20 protein-coding genes are annotated in these 16,804 nt (G+C 37.4%); 18 read left to right on the top strand and 2 right to left on the bottom strand.

Annotation, left to right across the window (positions count from 1 at the left end):
- The first annotated feature begins 11 nt into the window (after positions 1-11).
- From J0J33_RS06980 to J0J33_RS07035, 12 genes are all read left to right on the top strand, one after another.
- Positions 12-1,493: a PTS sugar transporter subunit IIC gene (locus J0J33_RS06980; RefSeq protein WP_004257558.1), complete on the top strand. Its 1,482-nt coding sequence runs from the start codon at positions 12-14 to the stop codon at positions 1,491-1,493.
- Positions 1,494-1,511: 18 nt separating this feature from the next.
- On the top strand, positions 1,512-1,718 hold the full coding sequence (locus J0J33_RS06985) for a hypothetical protein (RefSeq protein ID WP_019335858.1): 207 nt from the start codon (positions 1,512-1,514) through the stop codon (positions 1,716-1,718).
- A 2-nt stretch (positions 1,719-1,720) separates the two neighbouring features.
- Positions 1,721-1,858, top strand: coding sequence for a hypothetical protein (locus tag J0J33_RS06990; RefSeq protein WP_014024702.1), 138 nt, complete (start codon positions 1,721-1,723; stop codon positions 1,856-1,858).
- Positions 1,859-2,043: 185 nt separating this feature from the next.
- The gene (locus tag J0J33_RS06995; RefSeq protein ID WP_206889030.1) at positions 2,044-2,328 is read left to right on the top strand and encodes a rhodanese-like domain-containing protein; all 285 of its coding nucleotides are present in this window, start codon (positions 2,044-2,046) and stop codon (positions 2,326-2,328) included.
- A gap of 10 nt (positions 2,329-2,338) precedes the next feature.
- On the top strand, positions 2,339-3,982 hold the full coding sequence (locus tag J0J33_RS07000; RefSeq protein WP_206889032.1) for an FAD-dependent oxidoreductase: 1,644 nt from the start codon (positions 2,339-2,341) through the stop codon (positions 3,980-3,982).
- Positions 3,983-4,100: 118 nt separating this feature from the next.
- Complete coding sequence (locus tag J0J33_RS07005; protein ID WP_206889036.1) at positions 4,101-4,436, top strand: arsenic metallochaperone ArsD family protein; 336 nt, start codon at positions 4,101-4,103, stop codon at positions 4,434-4,436.
- A gap of 1 nt (position 4,437) precedes the next feature.
- Positions 4,438-4,878 (top strand): cytidine/deoxycytidylate deaminase family protein, encoded by a 441-nt coding sequence (locus J0J33_RS07010; RefSeq protein ID WP_004257543.1) that lies wholly within the window; start codon positions 4,438-4,440, stop codon positions 4,876-4,878.
- A gap of 115 nt (positions 4,879-4,993) precedes the next feature.
- Positions 4,994-5,755, top strand: a complete 762-nt coding sequence (locus J0J33_RS07015) for an acyl-[acyl-carrier-protein] thioesterase (RefSeq protein ID WP_019292707.1) — start codon at positions 4,994-4,996, stop codon at positions 5,753-5,755.
- Positions 5,752-6,531, top strand: coding sequence for a TIGR01457 family HAD-type hydrolase (locus J0J33_RS07020; RefSeq protein ID WP_206889039.1), 780 nt, complete (start codon positions 5,752-5,754; stop codon positions 6,529-6,531). Before J0J33_RS07015 ends, J0J33_RS07020 begins: the two co-directional genes overlap by 4 nt.
- Position 6,532: 1 nt before the next feature.
- Complete coding sequence (locus J0J33_RS07025) at positions 6,533-7,168, top strand: TIGR01906 family membrane protein (protein WP_206921639.1); 636 nt, start codon at positions 6,533-6,535, stop codon at positions 7,166-7,168.
- Between the two features lie 172 nt (positions 7,169-7,340).
- On the top strand, positions 7,341-8,330 hold the full coding sequence (gene guaC, locus J0J33_RS07030; RefSeq protein ID WP_019292704.1) for a GMP reductase: 990 nt from the start codon (positions 7,341-7,343) through the stop codon (positions 8,328-8,330).
- A gap of 127 nt (positions 8,331-8,457) precedes the next feature.
- Positions 8,458-9,126, top strand: coding sequence for an SDR family oxidoreductase (locus J0J33_RS07035; protein ID WP_019291910.1), 669 nt, complete (start codon positions 8,458-8,460; stop codon positions 9,124-9,126).
- 23 nt (positions 9,127-9,149) lie between these two features.
- On the opposite strand, the gene J0J33_RS10785 is transcribed toward J0J33_RS07035, so the two are convergent.
- Complete coding sequence (locus J0J33_RS10785; RefSeq protein ID WP_240265514.1) at positions 9,150-9,539, bottom strand: hypothetical protein; 390 nt, start codon at positions 9,537-9,539, stop codon at positions 9,150-9,152.
- Entirely contained in the window at positions 9,536-9,985 is a 450-nt protein-coding gene (locus J0J33_RS10790; protein ID WP_240265515.1) for an Rgg/GadR/MutR family transcriptional regulator, read from the bottom strand. Before J0J33_RS10790 ends, J0J33_RS10785 begins: the two co-directional genes overlap by 4 nt.
- Positions 9,986-10,198: 213 nt before the next feature.
- On the opposite strand from J0J33_RS10790, the gene J0J33_RS07045 reads away from it, so the two are divergent.
- From J0J33_RS07045 to J0J33_RS07070, 6 genes are all read left to right on the top strand, one after another.
- On the top strand, positions 10,199-11,341 hold the full coding sequence (locus J0J33_RS07045; protein ID WP_206889053.1) for a diguanylate cyclase: 1,143 nt from the start codon (positions 10,199-10,201) through the stop codon (positions 11,339-11,341).
- 118 nt (positions 11,342-11,459) lie between these two features.
- Complete coding sequence (locus tag J0J33_RS07050) at positions 11,460-11,990, top strand: hypothetical protein (protein WP_019293451.1); 531 nt, start codon at positions 11,460-11,462, stop codon at positions 11,988-11,990.
- A complete protein-coding gene (locus J0J33_RS07055) occupies positions 11,980-13,314 on the top strand; it encodes a glycosyltransferase (RefSeq protein ID WP_206921640.1) in 1,335 nt (444 codons plus the stop codon). The genes J0J33_RS07050 and J0J33_RS07055 overlap by 11 nt, the downstream gene beginning before the upstream one ends.
- Positions 13,315-13,317: 3 nt before the next feature.
- A complete protein-coding gene (locus J0J33_RS07060; RefSeq protein WP_165716759.1) occupies positions 13,318-14,115 on the top strand; it encodes an EAL domain-containing protein in 798 nt (265 codons plus the stop codon).
- Positions 14,116-14,256: 141 nt separating this feature from the next.
- Complete coding sequence (locus J0J33_RS07065) at positions 14,257-14,703, top strand: hypothetical protein (RefSeq protein WP_019293454.1); 447 nt, start codon at positions 14,257-14,259, stop codon at positions 14,701-14,703.
- Positions 14,704-14,711: 8 nt separating this feature from the next.
- Positions 14,712-16,769, top strand: a complete 2,058-nt coding sequence (locus J0J33_RS07070; protein WP_206921641.1) for a sodium:proton antiporter — start codon at positions 14,712-14,714, stop codon at positions 16,767-16,769.
- Positions 16,770-16,804 lie beyond the last annotated feature (35 nt).

Here is a 16,804-nt window from a genome sequence, read left to right on the forward strand (position 1 = left end):
GGAGGAATTCTATGAACGGAATTACGATGTGGATGGAGAAATATCTCGTCCCAGTAGCAGCAAAAATCGGGTCGCAAAAGCACCTGGTTGCCTTGCGTGACTCATTCATTGGTATCCTGCCAGCAACACTGACAGGTGCCCTTGCAGCGATGGTATCAGCCATCGTCACAACATTCCCACAGTCCATTCAACAAATGGTTTTGGGTCCAACCAAGTTTGCCCAACTCGCACCAGAAGATGTTTGGACGCTTGCTAATACACCAATCATTGGCGATTTGAATAACATTTCAACACTTGTCAACCAAGGGACTTTGACAGTTATTGGTCTTATCTTTGCTTTCTCTTGGGGTTACAATTTGGCCCGTGCTTATGGTGTCAATGACCTTGCAGGTGGTGTTGTAGCAGTTGCCACTCTCTTTGCTGGTTTGCCAAACCAAATGCCTAAATTCTTGGATGCTTTGGGTGTGAGCGATGCCGGCGTAGCTGCAACAGACAAAATCAATGGTGTATTGACTGGTCAAGGTCTCGCAGCATGGAAGCCACTCTTTGCTGCCGCACATATGGATGCTGGTGCTTACTTTACGATTATCATTATGGGTGCCCTTGCGGTGATTATTTATGCTAAACTTATGTTAGCAGATATCACTATCAAGATGCCTGAGTCAGTCCCACCGGCTGTAGCAAAAGCTTTCCTTGCGATTATTCCAACGATTGCTGCAATCTACGCTGTGAGCTTGATTTACTATGTTATTGATAAATTGACACATGATTCTGTAATTAATTTGATTACACACTATATTGCAGAACCCTTCCAAATTCTCTCACAAAATATTTTCTCAGTTCTTATTGTTACACTCTTCGTTTCAATCTTCTGGTTCTTTGGACTTCATGGACCAAACGTCTTGGCACCTGCTCTTGATGGGATTTGGCTTCCACTTGGTCTTAATAACCAAGCCCTTTACTTCCAAGTTCACTCAGACGGTATTCGTGACTTAGTAGCGCGTGGTGCGATTGATAAAGCACATGCGATTAATGGTGACTATGTCAGTCTTTGGGTTCGTGGTTCATGGGATGCCTTCGTCTGGTTTGGTGGTTCTGGTGGTACAATTACCTTAATCCTTGCCATTCTGATCTTCTCTAAACGTAAAGATTATAAGACAGTGGGACGTCTTGGTTTAGCACCAGGTATCTTCAATATTAATGAACCTGTACTCTTTGGTATGCCAATTGTACTGAACGCTATCTTCTTTATCCCATTTGCAATTGCTCCATTGGTAGCGGTTATTATCGCCTATGTTGCAACGATGCTTCATTGGGTAGATCCAGTTGTCAGTGCTGTGCCATGGGTTACACCACCAATTATGAATGCCTTCCTTGCTACAGGATTTGACTGGCGTGCAATTATCTTAGCAATTGTCAACTTACTTGTAACCTTTGCTATTTGGACACCATTCGTTATTGCAGCAAACAAGATGGAAGAACCAGAATTATAAAAAACAGAAAGGAACCCAATGATTATTGTTAATGTAGCTATGATGCAAGAAAAAGTAATTCAACTTCTAGAAGAAAATGGATTTACTTATAAGGAAAAAAAGGGATTGAAACTCTATTTTCGAGGTCCGAATAGCGACTTAGCTACGGATGCTCAAACTGCAAAACGCTTAATTAAACAAAGTTCATTTGGTTCAGCATTATTCTTTAACGTCGAGGAGGTTTAAATATGGCTTGGATATATGCATTACTTAGTTTGTCACTCTTACTTCTAGCTTATCAAAACTGGAGTTTTGGAGGTACACTCTTTATTCTATCTGTGGTCATGCTTATACTTGCACGACAAAAGAAGAAAAAAGAAGAATAATAAAAAAGACTTGCTACGGCAGGTCTTTTATTATGTTTGACTTTAAAGCAGAAGCGTTATAAGATGAAAGAAGTGAGTATAAGCTTTATGGTTTGAGGCAAATCTCATCCGAGGCAAATCTCATCCTTTGACTATATACCCCTAAGGGTATATAATGGATATATCAAAAATTTGAGGAGAGAAATATGCGTTCAATCCAAATGAAGCAATTAAAAGAGAAACTTGGTCACGTTGCACTGATTGATGTTCGAGAAGAAGATGAATATCTCGAAGGACATGTGCCAACAGCAATCAACATACCCCTGAGTGTTTTAGAGCAAAGATACTTAGAGATAGAAGATGAGAGCTATATTATTTGTCAAAGCGGTATGCGGTCTATGCGCGCTTGTCAATTCCTAAAGGCACAAGGAGTGGCAACTACGAATGTTACAGGTGGTACTCTATCTTGGGATCAAGAATTAGAAAAATAAGAGGAAGAAAATGACGAAAAAATATCTTATCGTTGGGGGCGTTGCCGGTGGCATGAGTGCAGCCACTCGATTACGCCGTTTAAAAGAAGATGCAGAAATTATTGTTTTTGATAAAGGACCGTATGTTTCTTTTGCAAACTGTGGGCTCCCCTACTATCTCTCTGGTGAAATCGAATCAAGAAATAAACTTATCCTACAAACACCTGAAAGTCTGGCACAGCGTTTTAATTTAGATGTTCGTCCTGATTCTGAAGTGGTTTCTATTGAGCCGGATAATAAAGAAATTACTGTAGTATCGAATGGGACAAGCTACACGGAAAATTATGATGCATTGATTTTGTCACCTGGCGCAAGTCCTTTTATTCCGCCTATAAAAGGTTTAGCGGAAGCGGATAATGTCTTTAGCCTGCGTAACATTCCTGACTTAGATAAAATCACAAACTATATGGAAATGGAGCACCGCAAGCAAGCATTGATTATTGGCGCGGGTTTCATCGGTCTAGAGATGGCTGAAAACTTACGAAAACTTGGTTTAGAGGTTACAATCATCGAAAAAGCCAATCATGTTTTACCAACTCTTGATCAGGAAATGGCCGTTCATATTGAAGAAGAGTTGACACATAATGGCTTGAAAGTACTCACGGGTGTGTCTGTTGTAGAGTTCCAAGACCAAGGAAAAACGGTTATTCTGGAAAATGGCGACAGTCTTAGTACGGATGTGGTTATGCTTTCTGTGGGGATTCAAGTGGAGTCAAAACTTGCTACTGATGCGGGGATTAAGCTTGGAATGAGAGGAGCAATTCTTGTCGATGAGCAATATCAAACATCTGTGCCTGATATTTATGCTGTGGGAGATGCCATTCTTGTTAAAAATCAGATTACAGGTAATGATGCACTTATCTCCTTAGCAAGCCCAGCTAATCGCCAAGGACGTCAAGTTGCAGATATCTTAGCAGGATTACCTGTTACAAATAAAGGGAGTATCGGAACAGCTATTGTTCGAACTTTCAGTTTGACAGCTGCCTCTACTGGACTTTCAGAGAAGCAGACACAAGATGCGGACTTAAAATATAAGGCTGTGCATATCACAGCTAATGATCACGCAGGTTATTATCCTGGCGCAAGCTCTATTCTTCTCAAACTTATCTTCAATCCAGAAAGTGGTCATATCTATGGAGCATCAGCAGTTGGTCAAAAAGGTGTAGATAAGCGTATTGATGTTTTGGCAACAGCGATTAAAGCAGGGATGACGGTTTTTGATTTACCCGAACTTGAATTGAGCTATGCGCCACCATTTGGCTCTGCTAAGGATCCTGTGAACATGATTGGTTATGCGGCTATGAATATTGCTATGGGCTTGTCAGATAACATTCAGTGGCATCAGCTCGAAGCAGAACTTGCCCAAGGTAAAGTACTCTTAGATGTGCGTCAAGAAAATGAAGTGGCGCGTGGTAGTTTTAAAGAAGCGATAAATATACCATTAAACAATTTACGCCAAAATATGGACAAATTAGATAAAAATAAAGAATACATTGTCAGCTGTCAATCAGGGCTTCGCTCTTATACAGCTGAACGTATCTTGAAACAAGAAGGCTTTAAAGTAGAAAATCTTGATGGAGCTTATGGCTTGTACAGTAAGGTGAAGGACATTTAACTCAAACTGAACGAAAGGATTATTTTAGGATAGTCCTTTTTCTTATTGAAATTTTTAATGAATTTGTAGGCTGCTTATGGTATAATATTAAAAAATATTTGTTAGATTTGGGGAAGTCATGAGACTTGAACTATATGAAGAAAAGCCAGAAGAAGCGAGTGCAGCTCTTGCTCAGGTTTTTGAAGCCTTTAGTAAAGAAACAGAAGAGGCCGAGTTGCAAACAGTACGCTATAACTTAGCTGAAGATGCGGACATCTTTGCGCATCATCCTGTTGTCAATCAAGCAATGCAAAAAATGGAAGCGGCTTTGCCTTTGATGTTGGTAGATGGAGAAATTATGACGATTGGCGCTTACCCTGATATGGAAGATTTGACGGAGATTACGGGTTTGAGTTTTCAAGATATTAGAACACGAGAATGTCAGTATGGCAATTGTAACTGCGGAAAGGGATAAAATGATCGAAAATTTTCAACGACCAAGCAAGGAAGAATATTTTAAAGAAATCGTCGAAGTTGTAGCTAAACGCTCTACCTGTACGCACGCTCAAGTTGGTGCTCTTCTCGTGACTGCGGATGGGCAAATTCTTTCAACAGGCTATAATGGCTCTGTAGCCCTTATGCCGCATTGTACAGATGTAGGGTGTCTGGAAGATAAAGACGGACATTGTATTGCGACTGTTCACGCGGAGCAAAATGCAATTGCCCAAGCAGCAAAGCACGGTGTTTCACCAGAAGGAGCAATTCTTTATACGACTTTATTCCCTTGTATCGCTTGCTTGAAGCTCGTCTTGGCATCAGGTGTAAAACATATCAAATATATCAATGAATACCATGCTAAAAATCCTTATGAGGAAGAGTTGATTGAAACTTTAGGTATTCAAGTTGAAAAAATATAAAAATCCAGAAGCATGCTGGTTTTTTTATTTTAACGTAAAAAAAGGTTCCCTAAGTTTATCTGTAAAATTTATTCTTACTTGAGCTTTTTATGTCTGTTTTTGCTAAAATAAATAAATGGGAATAAAATACAGTCAAACACATAAAGTCGCTTTTTATGAGAGCGACACACGAGGCAAGATGAAAATATCAGATCTTCTTGCCGTAGCACTTCAAATTTCGGGAGAGCAGTCTTATACGTTAGACCGTAGCGACACATGGATTTGTGATAACTTCAATCTATTTTGGGCAGTTATCGAGCACGAAGTTCAGGTTCATCGCTTACCCGAGTTTAATGACCAGATTACAATTGAAACAGAAGCCACGTCTTACAATAAATTCTTTTGTTATCGTGACTTTATTTTCAAAAATACAGCTGGCGAAACCTTAGTAAAAATAAGTTCAACTTGGGTTTTGATGAACAAAGATACACGTAAGGTAGAACGTGTTGTTGATGAGATTGTGGCACCTTATGAGGCACCAAAAGTCAGCAAAATTGTTCGTCCTCACAAATATCTTACCTTGTCTGATCAAGCGCAATGTAGCCTAGCTTTTCCAATTCGTTTCTCTGATCTGGATATGAATGGACATGTGAACAATGCTAAATATTTCGACTGGGCTGTTGATCAGTTGGACTATGATTTCCGTATGGCATACGAACCTAAAAAAATATATATTCGCTATAATCACGAACTCCTTTATGGCAATCATGAGTTTATTCATCCTGTTTTTGAATTTCAAGGAGACACCACTTGCCATATTATTAGGAAAGATGGTGTAGATAATGCTAATATTGAGATTGAGTGGTCAAAAATAAGCGAGGAGAATGAACGAAAATGAGAAAAGGTTACAAAAAGTATAAAGGATATCTGATTGATTTAGATGGCACGATTTATATGGGCAATCATCGTATTCCTGCAGGGGAAGATTTTGTTCATCGTTTGCAAGAAGCGAAAGTTCCTTATCTGTTTTTAACAAATAATACGACAAAAACCCCACGTGTGGTTCAAAAACGTTTGGCTACACAGTTTAATATTGATACACCTTTAGAAACTATCTATACAGCAAGTGCAGCTACAGTCGATTATATGAACGATTTAGGTTTGGAGAAGACAGTTTATATTATTGGTGAAGATGGCTTAAAAGAAGCAATCTATGAAGCAGGCTATAAAAAGGATCGTGAAAATCCAGCATATGTTGTTGTTGCTTTGGATTCTGACTTGACATATGAAATGCTTGCTTTGGCAACTCTTGCAATTCATAAAGGGGCAAAATTTATCGGCACAAATCCAGATTTGAACCTCCCAAGCGAACGAGGACTTTTGCCAGGAGCTGGCTCTTTGGTTAAAATGATTGAAGCAGCTACCCGTGTTCAACCAACCTTTATTGGGAAACCTGAGGCGATTATTGCGGAAAAAGCAGTCGAAAAAATGGGCATTCCTAAAGAAGATCTTTTAATGGTTGGCGATAATTATTTAACAGATATTCGTACAGGTATTGATAATGGTATCGACAGTTTGCTTGTTACAACAGGCTTTACAAAACCTGAAGAGGTTCCTGGACTTCCAATACCACCGACACACGTTATTTCAAGTTTAGAACATTGGGAAGTTTGAGATGCGTGATCGCTTGATTTTTGCGTCTCTTATTTTATGGGGGATTGCCGCAGCAGTAAGTTTAACTTTACTTTTGGCTGTCCCACTCTTTTATATAGATATTCATCTGGAAAATTTGACCCAGATATCAGGGCTTTCAGCAGAAGTACTAAGAAATAACTTTAATGTTCTGATGGCTTATCTGGTTAATCCATTTGAAGGTGTGTTACAGATACCTGATTTTCCTTCGTCTCCCGATGCTTTACAGCATTTTAAGGATGTGAAAAAGCTCTTTATGCTTGCTTTAGGACTCACACTTGTATTGAGTCCCGCGCTCATCTTATTTTTGAAAGAACATTTAGCCATTCTCTATCATAATGGCCTACGTTTTGTGATGGGAACTCCTTTGTTTATTGGTTTGGTTGCTGCCTTGATTGGATTTGATAACTTTTTTATCTATTTCCATGAGATTTTTTTCCGAGATGACACCTGGCTCTTCAATCCCGATACAGATCCGATCATTAATGTCTTGACGGAGAACTATTTTATGTTTACTTTTATTCTATTTGTCGTCCTTTTTGAATTAATTTTTTTCCTCCTTTACTGGTCAGGAAATAAAAGACTGCAAAAGAAAACTTTCGGGAAAACCGAACAATAAGATGTAAAACTGATATAAAATCAGTTTTTTTTCTTTTGTTTTTATCAATATGCGTTAAAATAAATAAGGAAGGTTTGGTTTGCAGAGATTTTTATCGCCAAACTAGCGAGGTTGTCCATAACGGAAACTCGGTCGGTATTCTGTAATAACAAATGAATAAAGAGGCATTCTTATGAACACAATGGTTCCAGTTTTTGATTACGAAGATATCCAACTTATCCCTAATAAGTGTATTATTAACAGTCGTAGTGAAGCAGACACGTCAGTTAAGTTGGGGGATCACACTTTCAAACTTCCCGTTGTTCCAGCAAATATGCAAACAATTATTGATGAAAATATTGCTGAAATGTTAGCTAAGCAAGGTTATTTCTATATCATGCATCGTTTTGAAGAAAGTACACGTAAAGACTTTATTGAAAAAATGCATGCTCAAGGTTTGATTGCATCAATTTCTGTAGGTGTTAAAGACAATGAACGTCAGTTTGTACGTGAGTTGGCAGAAACAGCAACAATTCCAGATTATATTACAATTGACATCGCGCATGGTCACGCCAATTCTGTTATTGAAATGGTACAGCTCATCAAGCGTTTGATGCCACAAGTTTTTGTTATTGCGGGGAACGTAGGAACACCAGAAGCTGTCCGTGAGTTAGAAAATGCTGGTGCTGATGCAACGAAAGTTGGGATTGGCCCAGGTAAAGTTTGTATCACTAAGGTAAAAACAGGATTTGGTACAGGCGGTTGGCAGCTTGCAGCTTTACGCTGGTGTGCAAAAGCAGCAAGTAAACCAATTATTGCTGATGGTGGTATCCGTACGCACGGTGATATTGCTAAGTCTGTTCGTTTTGGTGCAACAATGGTAATGGTTGGTTCACTCTTTGCAGCTCACGAAGAGTCACCTGGTAAAACTATTGAACAAGATGGCAAACTTTTCAAAGAATATTTTGGCTCAGCAAGTGAATACCAAAAAGGTGAACACAAAAACGTTGAAGGAAAGAAAATTCTTTTGCCACATAAAGGTGCATTGAAAGATACACTTCAAGAAATGCAAGAAGATCTCCAAAGCTCTATTTCTTACGCCGGTGGACGTGATCTTAATGCATTACGTAAAGTCGATTATGTTATCGTGAAAAATTCTATTTGGAACGGTGATTCATTATAAAAGATAAAAACTGTCTAGTGACAGTTTTTTTATTTATACTAAATAGTAGAAAGTTAATTATTTTTGAATCCAAGTAGAAGATGATGTAGAATGTTAGTAAAGATAGAAAAAGAAAGCAGGGTGAGATATGAAAGTACTTGTCGTTGGTGCAAATGGAAAAGTGGCGAAACATTTAGCCAAAAACCTAAAAGACTATCCTAAACTTCAAGAAAAAGCTGTTATCCGTAAAGAAGAACAACAGGAATTTTTTAACCAATTAGAGATTGAAACTATTATCTTGGATATTGTCAATAATTCAATTGAAGAATTTGCTGCAGCAATGTCTGACGTTGATGCTGTTGTTTTTAGTGCCGGCGCAGGTGGTTCTGGATTGGATAAAACAATTATGATTGACTTAGATGGAGCGGTTAAAATTATGACGGCAGCCGAAAAAGCAAAGGTCAAACGTTTTGTTATGGTCAGCACTTTCCGAGTGGGAAGAGAAGAAATTACACGTCAAATTCAAGAAGATTCTTCGCTTAAGATTTACACGATTGCAAAGAATTATGCGGATGAATGGCTCAAAACACGAACAGAGTTAGACTGGACAATTATTCATCCTGGAATGCTTACAGACAAAGAAAGTACTGGTAAGGTAGCATTAGCAAGCCATGTGGAAGCAGGAGGAATTCCGCGAGAAGATGTGGCTAAAGTTATTTTGGAAACGTTGGTAAACGACGTGACCATCAGAAAAGAATTTGAAGTGGTCAGTGGAGTCACTCCGATCGATGAAGCCGTCAAAAATTTAAAGGATTAAAAGAAATGAACGTGTGACTTAAATCACACGTTCACTTTTTTTACATGAATGTCATATTGTTGCTGATAATATTGGGCAATTTCTTGACTACCAATTTGATGAAATATTTCTAATGCTTGAAGCATCATCGTATTTCCAGCCTTTTCATCTTTGAAACGATAGGTCCAGAAACCTTTGGAGAGGTTAAGGAGATTGCGCAAAAACATCGATTGTACGAGTTCTAGTGATTCAACCCGATTGAGAATATGTGCACTGTATTCTTGGTAGCCTTTGCTTGCTAAGAGTGCTATAGCACGACAGCATGCACAAACAAAAATTTCCAGATATTTCACGGAGTTAAATATTTTATGCTTTTTTTCTAAGAGGAATAAGTCAAGAATATATAAAATATCGCGTATGCTTAATTTATTCATTGTAAAGTAAAATACATAAAGCTCAATCTGGCCCAAACTTTGATATCATAGAGATAATCTGTGATTGTATCAATATTTTCTGAACTTAATTCAGTATATGAAGCTTTTGCTGCTAAGGAGATATAAGGATAGCCTGCTTCAAAAGCGACTTTATAGAGATTGTCAAGTGCTTTTTTATCTTGTTTAAGAAAAGCCATCTCGATTTCCTTTAAAAGGGCTTCTGATTCATTAGGTGCATAATCGTTTAAAAGGTATTCGTATTCCTCAAGCCCAATCCCCATCAGTTGCAAAGCTTGTACGACTTTTTCAAAATTCATCATGGTTTCAGCTCGCTCAAAACGAGAAAGGGTGGCTTTTGAGATTCCTATAGAAGAAAAGTCCGATAAGGAGATATGTTTTTGCTCACGTATTTGCCGAAAAACATATCCAAATTTTTTATATACCATAAAATCTCCAGTCATTCATAGTGGCAGTTATAGCTATACTATCAGAAAATGCAACAAAAAATTAAAGTGTTATCAAATACGTGACGATAAAGAATATCGTTGCTTTTATGCAACGACATGAAAAGATAAAATTATTTATTATATTATAATATATTGTAAGAAGCAGAAGAAGAAAAGCCACTTTTCTTTTTCATCAAAAGGATAGAGGTGAAGATGATGGATATTATCAAAGAAATACTGGGGCCTTATTTTTTTGCCAAATTATTTTTGATTCCGGCAATCTTAGGTGGAATATTTCTCACTAAAAATATCATCCATCGCAGTAAATACGCTGAAAATCCTTACTCTGCCTTTTGGTTCTATTCGAGTAATTTTACATTATGGATTTTTCTTTTAAAATTATTATTTATTGAAATAGCTCAGGGTGGTGCTTATGGTTATTTACTGAGTGATATTTCGCTCATTTTCATCGCTATTGCAGTCGATTATTGTATTGTTACGCATTATGAAAAAATAGAATATGCTATGCTTCCACTGTTTACAATTTTCTATCTGTTTTATATTTACAACTATGGTTTTCATTGGAAGTCGATTTTATTAGTTACCTTATCTCTGGGTCTTTTTTGGCTGACGCTCTATTTTATTGCCAAAAATCAAACGGCTGTAATGCAAAGTTATGGTAAAATGATGCTTATAGGTTTAAGTCTGGTTGTTTCTGTGCAGCTCTTATTCCTTTCCGAATTTGCTTTTAGTTTGATACATTCACTAGAAATTTTCTGGAAAACATTTATACTCCTTGTGATTGCCAAGTTTATTTTGTTGGATATTTCTTCTATTGTAGGAGAGTATGCAAAGTACAAACGATATACTTATATTGATGCACTGACCAATGTATATAATAGGAGAAAATTTGAAGAAACGATGGATGAAATCCTCGCCAGTGATCAGATTTCCAAATTTTCATTAGTCTTTTTTGATATTGATAATTTTAAACACATTAACGATCATTATGGGCATAGCTCAGGTGATTATGTATTAAAAGAAATTTGTATGCTCATCAAAAAGTATTTAAGAGAAACAGGAGAAAACGGGCAACTTTTCCGCTATGGTGGTGATGAATTCTTTCTTCTTTTTCGCAATCGCAAAGGAGAAGTCGTACGTGATATTATGGAGCAGATAGCCAAGGAAATTTCCGAATATGTCTTTCACGCGAGTTCTAACACTATTAAAACATCAATTTCAGTCGGGGTGGTTGAAATTACGGATAAAGTAACACGTGACCACGCTATTTATCGTGTCGATAAGCATTTATATATTGCAAAAGAAAACGGGAAAAATCAAGTTTACTTTAAATAGAAAAAAATGATTTTTCTCTTTTTTTTGTCTATTTCATTTTGTTTTAAGAAAGTTTTTAAGTATACTGAAGTTGTAGGAAACAGGAAGGTGTGCTTTTACATTAAAGGAGTATCAGATATTGCAAAAGGAAGAATTAAACAAGGAACAAACCGAAGAAAATTACAGTTATTCCGATCTGTTCTTTGAAAAGGGACATTGGCTTTTAAAAATTAAACAACTCCTCATCGCTCTTTTGGGTTGGGTGTGCTTCATTGTGCCGACTTTTATTACCATAGCATCCTTTTTATATAAGACTTCAAATGGGAAGTATGGCATTGCCTTTTGGAAATATTCCGAAGGAGTTTTGGAAATTAAATTTTTGTTGATTCTGCTGGCTTTCTGTGTGGTCATCACCTTTACTTATGCAGCGAGCATGACAATTATTCAAAATAACCGAAGGGAATCGGTCATTGAAAAATGGCCTACATTTGATTCGGTCTCCAGTATCGAGCGAAGAAAAAGGGGAAAGAAATTTATGGCGGACCGCTTCGGTGAAGAAGAATTCCGTCATAATGTAAAATATTTTGAAGTTCTACCAGAAAAGAATTTAAAAAATGACGAGCTTTCAAAAGTTCTAGGTAAAGATGAGGTGGATACTTATGATATCTGATATTTTCGGCCAGATGTTTACATCGGATAGTGGTCTACAAATGGTTATCACCGTGTGTTTAATAATCTTGTGTCTTTATCCCGTTATTGGTGCTTTGTTTTGGTTTTTTGGCTCTTTGAGTTACCGTTTCCTAAAAAAAGGGCGAAAAGAGACAAATTTTGTGGAACTAGCACCTGATGAGCAACCGATGATTACGATTATGATTCCTGCTCATAATGAAGAAGTGATGATTGAGGAAACGATTGAGTACTTAGCTACAATGCTCAATTATAGTAACTATGAAATATTAGTGATTAATGATGGTAGTACCGATCAAACTTTGCCTATTCTCCAAAACTTACAAGAAAAGTACGATAAGTTGCGTGTTATTAATATCTTGAAAAATCAAGGAAAGGCACACGGCTTTAACATTGGTACTTACTTTGCGAAGGGGGAATATATTTTAAGTAATGATGCGGATACAATCCCCGAAAGAGATGCGCTTATGAAATATATGAACTATTTCATGAGTGAAATCGATGTCAACACAGCTGCGGTTACAGCCAATATGGATGTGCAGAACCGGACGACTATTATGGGAAAATCGCAAACTGTTGAGTTTTCAAGTATCGTTGGTGTCATTAAAAGAAGCCAAACCGCGATCAATGATTCAATGTACTCGTACAGTGGAGCGAATACCATGTATAAAAAGCAGTTTTTGATCGACGTTGGCGGCTTTAGACAAGACCGAAGTACAGAGGATATTAGTATCGCTTGGGATCACTTAATGTATGGTATGACGCCGCGTTTTGCCCCAGATATTATTTTTCACATGAATGTACCAGAAACCCTTTCGCAGCTCTATAAGCAAAGAAAACGTTGGGCTCAGGGAGGTACTGAAGTATGGTTTACTAACTCACTGAAGTTTATCTTGCATCCCATTAAGTACCGTTATGTTCTGTCAATGTTTATTGACACGACTTTTTCCATCATTTGGTCATTCTTCTTTTTCATTACGTCAATTATATTTATCTTGGCTATGCTCTATTTCCTTATTGTAGGTAATTATGAGCGGCTTTGGCATGGGTTTGCGATGTCCTTTATCTTTGTTACCTTCGAGCTTATAGCGGGCACCTTGCAGCTTTTAGCCGCACTAATCTTAGACAGTAAGGGACAAAAATTCAAATACTTTATTTTTGCTCCCCTCTATATGTTATTTTTCTGGATGGTCAATCCATTGACGATAATCACGACTTTTATACCAGCCATGAAGGCTTGTTTTGGTAAAAGTGAACACGCGGGTGCTTGGGTCAGCCCTACAAGGAAAAGCCTGAAGAAAGGATAAACTATGCTTTTAGATGTAATGTTTCTGTTGACAATAATCTTTATTCTTCTCTGCTTGCTCGGAATTGTGACCAGCTATGTTTGGGCGAAACGACAAAACAGAATTTATCCTAAAACAATGGAAGATGCTGAAAATTATACATTTTACTTTCAGACAATTATTGATAATAAAGGAGAAAAAACTGGTTTAGAAGCACTGCTCCGCAAGTATGATGTAGAAAAACAAGAATGGGTTTTCCCAGATGATATTGATAAATTTACCTTACGTGAAGTGATTTATCTGCTTCATAAAAGTTTTGTGAAAATAAACTATCCGTCACAATTTTTAGCCATTAATATTAGCCTGAAACAACTTGCAGATCCACGTTACGAATACTTTATTCGCTGGGTCAAAGGCGAATGCTATCCGATGGAGCTGCGGATTGAAATCAATGTGGAGTTGACAGACAAGATTGGCTGGCTTATGAAATCAAGGATCAAGAAGAATTTGAAGTTAAGCCAAGACATTGGTGTTCATGTTATCCTAGAAAAAGTCGAACCAAGTAAAAAATACTTTCACAAGATCAAGTGGCTATTGAATGATATCTATGGTGTGAAAATCCCGCTTTCTAAATTTCAAAAGAAAAGTGATTCTGAATGGTTTGATCTCAACATGGGCGATTGGGTCCGTTTGATTAGAGAAAAAAACAAAAATATTGATATCACTGAGGTTGAAGATCGAGAAGGTATTGATTTAGCCGATAAATTAAAAATCGACAATCGACAAGGTTATTTTATAGACAAGCCTCATTATGAGAAATAGCTTGTTCTATTTTTTTGCTTAAATTAGTGCTTGAAAGTTGCATTATTTAGGAAAAAGAGTAGAATAGGTTTGAGCAAAACGATTTTAAAAAAATGTGGCGCATCTCAGACAATAATCAATGAAAAAAGGACGAGTACGGAAATGACTGAAATGACTTTTGAAGAACGCTTAAAACAGCTTCGAAAGACTTATCTTGAAGGCGATAGTGAAGATAAGGAAGCTCAAGAGATGAATGCTTTCATGAGTTTATCAAAAGAAGATAAAATCAAAAAAATTGAAGCCCATTTAACAGAAATTGAAAATAAAAAAGAAGCTTTGGAAAGCACTCTCTCCAATCAAACAGATGCTCTCTCACGTGAGAATATTCAGCATCATCTGGAAGCATTAGCTGACAAAAAAGAACTTATGCTTCAAAAATTAGAATATGTTAAAAAAGATGAATTTAGTGCTGCAAAACGAGAACGAATCAAACGTCAGTTGGCAGAACTGGAATTTAAACGTTGTCGTCTACGCATGAATAATAAGGACTGTTCAAAGTTGGACAAGAAAATTCAAGAGAAACAAAGACGATTTAGAAATGATATTTAAGGAGTTATATGCTTCAGTCTATCCTTCATGTGATCATTTTCTTGCTCGCATTAGTTTTTTCAAATGTTATCAATAAAATTTTCCCTAAGTTAGCCTTGCCTTTAGTGCAAGTTCTCATAGGGATTCTTTTTGGTTTTGGAGGTATTTCAGAATTTCTTCACGTTGACCCGGAATTCTTCCTTGGTTTCATCATTGTACCGCTCTTGTTTAGAGAGAGTACAGAAGCAGAAGTGAAACGGATTGTTAAACACCGACATTTGATACTTGTGCTTATATTCCCGCTGGTTTTTGTTACTGCTCTTGGATTAGGTGGTATTTTACATCTGTTTTATATGAGCATTCCTTTAGCAGCTTGTCTGGCTTTAGGAGCTGCACTAGCCCCAACGGATGCAATTGCTGTGGGTACGTTATCGACCCGCTTTGTTTTTCCTCAAAGAATCATGAATATTCTCCAGGGTGAGGGACTCTTTAATGATGCATCTGGTATCGTATCCTTCCAGATTGCTGTGCTTGCACTTGTAACAGGGACTTTTTCTTTACCACAGGCGACCCTTAATTTAATCCTGTCCATTATAGGCGGCTTTGCTATTGGTATTGGGCTTTCGATTTTTAAAAATAAAATTTTAGAAATTCTTGATGATGTCGATGCGCGTGATGTCAGTGGCTATTTGATGCTGGAGTTCGTAATGCCGCTTGCAGCATTTGCTTTGGCCGAAGTTTTGCACGTTTCGGGAATTATCGCCGTTGTTGTTGCTGGTATCTTCCAGTCCAATGGTTTTCGACCAACTACTGTGTTTGATGCACAAGTGACGCGTGTCAAAAATAGTGTATGGGAAACGATTGTGTTTATGCTGAACTCAAGTGTCTTTATCTTCCTTGGGATTGAGTTGCATAGTCTTGTTTTTCCTTTCCTTTTTGACCGGACATATTCCGTTTTTTGGCTGGTTTTTGTTGTACTACTTTTGACTTTTGCCCTATTTTTGCTAAGATTTTTAATCTTATTGTCTTATTATTTGGTGACTGTCAAAGACAAGGGAGAAATCTTTCACTCTTATTGGAGCGAATTGTTATTGTTGACTTTTTCTGGTACAAAAGGGACGGTTTCCATTGCGACCATACTCCTTTTACCTCGGCTTGCTGATAATACCAACAATCTATTAATCTTTTTTTGCGCCTCTGTTACTGGCTTAAGCTTTCTTGTGAGTTTGCTGACTTTGCCTTACTTTGCAGTTGAGAAAAAACGCACGGTCAATAATTTGGCAGTTATCGCAATTTTAGGTGACGTTGTGCAAGAATTACGGGAAAGAATTACTGAGAAAGCGCAAAATGGCTATCACCTTGTGATTGCCGATTATCAAAACCGGATTCAGAAGCTCATTGTAGAGCAAGAAAGTGCTGGAATTACAGAAAATTTTAACACCTTGCAATTATTAATTATCCGTGTAGAAATTGAAGGGCTTGAAGATGCGCTGGAAAAAGAGAAAATCTCGATGCGTACTTATCGTACCTACCACCGCTACATCCATACTCTGGAGCAAGATTTGGCACATGACTTGGTTTCAAGTATCCAGTTTGCCCAAGTGGTTACTTTGCGTGCTTTGAAAGTTTTAAAAACACGTATTTCTCGTTTTGACTTCCAACTTTCCCGTCCAAAAGTTGAAGATATGGAAGAAACGCGCCAAGAGATTAGCAATCTTTATTTAGATAATACAGAACTTGTTCTTGAACTTTTGGAAAATTTAGGGACAATCTATAATGCACAACTTGTTGACTTTCTCCAAGCAGAACGCTTCCGTCAAGCAGAGCATATTGCTCAAGGTAACTGGAACTATGTTAATGGATTTCGTGTAGCTACAGAATTGACGAATATAGAAGAATTGATGGAAGCCTATTATTTAGAGCGTAAGGTGATTTTCGAATATGAGCATACAGGACGAATTGCGCTTAATGAAGCTAAAAAATTACGCCAAACCGTTAATCTTTTGGAAGAATATGCCTTAGCAAGCGATCACCGTTCCTTCCTTTACGATTTATTTGAGTTTCGCAAAAGAAGAAAAGGAAAATAAAAAAAGCGTGTGAGCGCTCTTTTTTTTGACCAAAA

The organism is Lactococcus sp. LG1267 (assembly GCF_017309545.1).
In the GTDB taxonomy this organism is placed as follows: domain Bacteria; phylum Bacillota; class Bacilli; order Lactobacillales; family Streptococcaceae; genus Lactococcus; species Lactococcus petauri.